The following is a 4,448-nucleotide window of genomic DNA, read 5'->3' as shown; positions in this document are numbered from 1 at the left end:
GTCTGGGCAAACGCATTGCCGGAGAGGTTGATTGCCGTCGTGCCAGACGGATTCGTGGTGGCGAGAAGCTCGATTTCCGAGCCGGCCGCGAGCGCATAGTTCAGCGAGGTGAGCACCCTGTCGGTGCCGCCGCCGGCCGCCTCATTCACCTTGTCGCCGGCATTGTCGACGTAATAGGTGTCGTTGCCGCCGTAGCCGATCATCGTGTGGGCACCAGTTCCCTGAAGTACATCGGCTCCGCTGGTGCCATAGAGCGTATCGTCGGTTGGCGGTGGGGTCGTGGTGCTGGTGTTGTGTCGCAGGAAAAAGTCTTGCATCGCCGGAGTGTTCCCAAGCGAGGTTTCGCCGTTCTGAGAGGACCATTTATAAGCCATGTCAAAGGCAGGATTGGGAACCAGCCTTTCCCAGTGGTCCATCATGGTCTGCATCTGAGACGTCGTGGGCATGACATATGATCCGCCCGTATTGGTCGCCCAGCCGCCGCCGCCAAACGCCTGATAAACGGGAACGATCGCGCTCTGCGGGATGCCTGCTTCCAACGCCGCAGCCACAGCTCTATCAATGTAGTTGAAGTCCACCGCAGTCGTGCGCACCGGATACGGATTTATTCCGTAGTAATCGATCCCTGTGTTGGCAGGATTGTAGGTATTGGAATAATTCGAATCTGTGTACGACCCCATGTCCATCAGGGTGATGAAAGTCTTGGCGCCTGGAAAATGGGAATGGATCCAGTCGGATTCCGCCTTCAGATTGGCAGCGCTCACTTGGGTATGATATCTGCCAGTGGGATCCGGCTCGTCAGTCAGAAAAAATCCAAAAACCTTCGGATTATTGAGGAGAGGCGTTACCTTGTCGATAAACGACTGGGTTACACCATTGCTCTCGCCGAGCCAGATCAGGGCTTTCGAGCCATCCGGCAACGCGTTGACCGATGACGCGTATTGAAGATCAACCAGATTGAAGCCATAGGCCTTGGCCTGGGCAGCTGAGGCGCCCCAGGTGTAGTGCATCGTGGCCATGCGAATATCCCCTCGTGTGATTCTGTAGCGCCCCGATCCGGCCTACTAGAGGGCCTATATTAGCGCCAAATCAATTAGCGACACGCTGTTGATAGAATCGTTGATCTTGGATGGATCACCAATTTTCATGCGGTTTGACTGCAGGGACTTGCGCGAAACTTGATGACGGCAATGTTGGATATATAGTCAGTCAGTTGGGATTGCCTGGTTTCCCGAACGCTTCTAGAGCCGCTCTCTCGTGTGAGGATGGCGTCGATGAAGGCCGCACCGAACCGCAGGCGCTTGGTGTTCGGCTGATATTGTCGCCATGTCGTTTGTACGACTAAGGATCGTTGATTGCGCTCGCCCTCCGAAGGCAGAGGTCGCACGTTCGACTCCTGTCGGGTGCGCCAAGTGGCGCCGGGGTCCATTCTGGACACATAGGTTACGGTTTATACTGCTGCGAGTGGCTCTGGGCCAGATATCGGACGAGGAAGCAAGGAAGGCTTTTGTGGGCTTTGCCCGGATCACCCGCCTGCTCGATGACAATGTGGCAGGGCCGATAGATGGTGAAAAGATGGACAGCGTCTACACGCCGAGGCGATATGCTGTGCCGGAGTCGGACGCGAGCGGTTATCTGGCGGTGAGCCGCGTCTCAAGAGTGGTATTCAACCCAAGCTTCCAGCGCCCCGCCAGGACGCTATATCCATCTTCTAAATCGAATGCCGGCTTCGCCGAATGCTTGCACCATTCTGGCTTCGAGGGCGCGCTTCTCCCGTCTCGCGGGATTCCTCAGTTTAAGAGAGTGGAATTCCACGTAGGCGGCATATAGATCACGATGGGTTCCAGCCCTGATCAAATCATCAAGAATTTCGTATTCTGCCCCCTCGACGTCGAGCTTGAGAACGATCACGTCATACAGCGTACGCTTTGTCCGGATCATTTTTGAGAGTGAAAACGTTTCGACGAGGTCCGGCGCAAATCGCTGTGATTGATACAGGCTTTCGTTGTGGTCCAAGACTATCGAGCAACTTTGGTGGGTGGCTTCCGCTCGATCTGGAGGAGGCCCAAACAATTCAGCGTAGCCGTCTTTTACGCTCGCCGCCTTTGGGATAATCTCCATAGTCAAATTTTTCGCGCGCAATGCATTAAGCTGCGCAAGGCAATTCTTGTTTGGTTCGATCAAAACGTAATCGTATTTGTCGGGCGTATAGTATGTAGAAAAGAATCTAAGACCTTGACCTATATTTGAACCGCAATCGATAAACAATCCGCGACTTCGATTTGTCAAATTGAGATGGGACAATGCCTGCTTTGCATCAGACGCAACGCGAGGACGAAGCCCTTGCCATCTGAGCGGCTCGATCAGCGATAGGGCAGACAATTGGAGGAGTCGACCAGGCCCTTCGGTTCGTAAAACCTCCAAGGATCGCTTGATCTTTCCCATGACCCCTCATTGCCAATCGCCCTGCCGGCCCAGTTGCGCCCTGGCATCCCCGGTTTTAAAACCCGCTTGCTGCTTTTGCCCGCGGAACTGACGCCCACCGGATGCTCTCCAAAGTCAAACACGCATCGCCTGCGGAGAGCCTCCCTTTGAAGGGCAGGTCCACTCATCTTCAATCCCTAGCCACTAAGGTATGAATTCTCATCCTACGAATGGATGACAGCGACAGGCGTTTCGCCGAAACAATGCGTTAGCGAACCTAGCGTGGTTCCTTCGGCCTGCTGCTGGTTCAGGGGACCGGCACTTGAGCTAACCTTACCATTCTGGAACTCAAACGGTCCGGGGTAGCCTGCTTCGCAGGACGTGGAGGAGAATCGACAATGCCGAAATGGGCTTAGAACGGTTCTGGGGACGGCCGGCGCCATCGCAGGTGCCGCGCGATCCGCGCCAGGGCATCCACGCCGCCAAACGAGACAGGCTTCAAAAGTGCAGTTTATCCACCTGTCTCTGTTGGCGAGCGCGGGCCCTCGCGCGATGGCGTTTCCCGCTAGCTCCGTTAGGTCACAAAGAACGAGGCTGCCGTAAGCGACAGATCTGGAGAAAGAGTGGCGAACTGTGTTTGAGATGCGCCGCCTGTGCCGTCGCTGTCATAGGAGAGCGCTCCAGTCGATCTGTTGTAGATGATGTGGTCGGAACTGTCATGCGCGGCATTACCCGCAAAGAAAGAGTCGGATGCGAGCTTGCCCAACTTAAGCTCGGCAAAAATCGCGTCGTCGAGGTGGATCTTGTCTTGGTTGAAGTCGACGACCTTGTCGACATTGCCGTTACCAAGGGCGCTATTGAAGACGAAAATGTCGTTGCCGCCGAAGCCGCTCAACTTATCGGCACCGCCGCCGCCGTTGATGACGTTGGCGCCGGCATTGCCCTGGATGGTTTGGGCCGACTCGTTGCCGGTCAGGTTGATTGCCGTGGTGCCGGCGTCCTTCGTGGTGCCAAGGACTTCAATCGATGAGCCGGCTGAGAGTGCATAGCTCACAGAGGTCCACACCCTGTCTTGACCTTGGCCAGAGGACTCGACCCCCTTGTCGCCGGCATTGTCGACATAGTATTCGTCGTTGCCGCCGTGGCCGATCATGGTGTCGGCACCGACGCCGCCGTTTAGAGTGTTGGCGCCGGCATTTCCCTCGATGGTCTGGGCGGGGCCGTCGGATGGGGGCGTGCCAGAATCGCTAACTGGAGGCGTATCAGAATCGCTGACTGGAGGCGTGTCAGAATCGCTGACTGGAGGCGTGTCAGAATCGCTGACTGGAGGCGTTTCAGAATCGCTAGCTGGAGGCGTGGCAGGATCGCTAACTGGAGGTGTGGCCGGGGCCTCATCCTGAAGATTGTGTTCCCGGAAGACGGCTTGCAGTTCCGGCGAGCTCTCAAGCGCGACGTCGCCTTCCTGCGAACCCCAGGCATAGGCAAAGTCGAATTCGGGCGACGGAACCAGTTCGTTCCAGTGGTCCATCATCGTCTGCAGCTGATCCGCCGTCGGCATGACATATTTGCCGCCCGTGTTGGTCGTCCAATTGCCGCCGCCAAAGGTCTGATGGACCGGAACGATCTGGCTGACCGGGATGCCCGACTCCACCGCAGCAGCCACGGTTCTGTCGATCATGTCGTAGTCGACCGTGTCTGTTCCGGTGCGCACCGGATAAGCGCTTATTCCAAACAGATCGATATGCGTGTTGTCATAGTTGTAGGTGTTGGAAAAATCCGGGTTTTCGGCAGACCCCATATCCATCGCGGTGATGAAGGTCTTGGCGTCTGGCATGCGAGCGTGGATCCAGTCGGATTCGGCTTTCAGATCCTCAGCGTCTACCTGGGTGTGGTATTGGCCGGTGGGATCCGGCTCGTCGACGAGAAAAAACCCATACACCTTCGGATTGCCAAGGAAGGGGGTGACTTTGTCGATAAAGGACTGGGTCACGCCCTCGCCCTCGTTGAGCCAGACCATAGCCTTC

General features: G+C 56.4%; 2 protein-coding genes and 1 pseudogene. All 3 read right to left on the bottom strand.

Annotated features, from left to right (window positions below; genetic code table 11):
- Positions 1-1,019: pseudogene (locus EOA86_RS23850) on the bottom strand (calcium-binding protein); the annotation flags it as partial.
- Between the two features lie 679 nt (positions 1,020-1,698).
- Entirely contained in the window at positions 1,699-2,445 is a 747-nt protein-coding gene (locus tag EOA86_RS23845) for an FkbM family methyltransferase (RefSeq protein WP_095520378.1), read from the bottom strand.
- Positions 2,446-2,998: 553 nt separating this feature from the next.
- On the bottom strand, positions 2,999-4,441 hold the full coding sequence (locus tag EOA86_RS38825; RefSeq protein WP_348633365.1) for a calcium-binding protein: 1,443 nt from the start codon (positions 4,439-4,441) through the stop codon (positions 2,999-3,001).
- Between the last annotated feature and the right edge of the window lie 7 nt (positions 4,442-4,448).

This window comes from Mesorhizobium sp. M5C.F.Ca.IN.020.32.2.1 (assembly GCF_004023105.1).
GTDB classification, from domain to species: Bacteria; Pseudomonadota; Alphaproteobacteria; order Rhizobiales; family Rhizobiaceae; genus Mesorhizobium; species Mesorhizobium wenxiniae.
The sequence above is the reverse complement of the archived record's forward strand: the minus strand, read 5'-3'. Positions and strand labels throughout refer to the sequence as shown.

Coding starts and splice junctions, on each gene's coding strand:
- EOA86_RS23845 (WP_095520378.1), bottom strand. CDS start 2,445: ATGGGAAAGATCAAGCGATCCTTGGAGGTTTTACGAACCGAAGGGCCT.
- EOA86_RS38825 (WP_348633365.1), bottom strand. CDS start 4,441: ATGGTCTGGCTCAACGAGGGCGAGGGCGTGACCCAGTCCTTTATCGAC.